Source organism: Alcanivorax sp. HI0044 (assembly GCF_001634945.1).
In genome coordinates this window covers 1-340 of record NZ_LWEZ01000945.1, presented here as the reverse complement: position 1 = coordinate 340, position 340 = coordinate 1, and the positions used below count along the sequence as shown (strand labels likewise).

The following is a 340-nucleotide window of genomic DNA, read 5'->3' as shown; positions in this document are numbered from 1 at the left end:
ACACCCTGGACGTGGGCACCGGCGCGGGTATCCCCGGCATTATTCTGGCGGTGGTCCGCCCCCGGCAGGCATTCGTGCTGCTGGATTCCAACGGCAAGAAAACCCGTTTTGTGCGCCAGGCCCGCCGGGAGCTGGGGCTGGATAACGTGGAGGTTGTGCACGGTCGCGTGGAACAGTACCGTAAAGCCCCATCGCAGATTATTTGTCGCGCTTTTGCTTCCTTGTCGGACATGCTGGCGTTGATGACGCCCATAATGACCGACAATACCCGTTTGCTGGCCATGAAAGCGGCCAGCACGGAAGAAGAATTGGCCACCCTGCCGACGCAGTGGCAAGGGCG

General features: G+C 61.2%; 1 protein-coding gene. It reads left to right on the top strand.

Going from position 1 to position 340, the window contains the following annotated elements; all coding sequences use genetic code 11:
* Positions 1–340: 16S rRNA (guanine(527)-N(7))-methyltransferase RsmG (rsmG, locus tag A3730_RS11065; RefSeq protein WP_063538071.1), on the top strand; the 340-nt coding region annotated here is incomplete at both ends.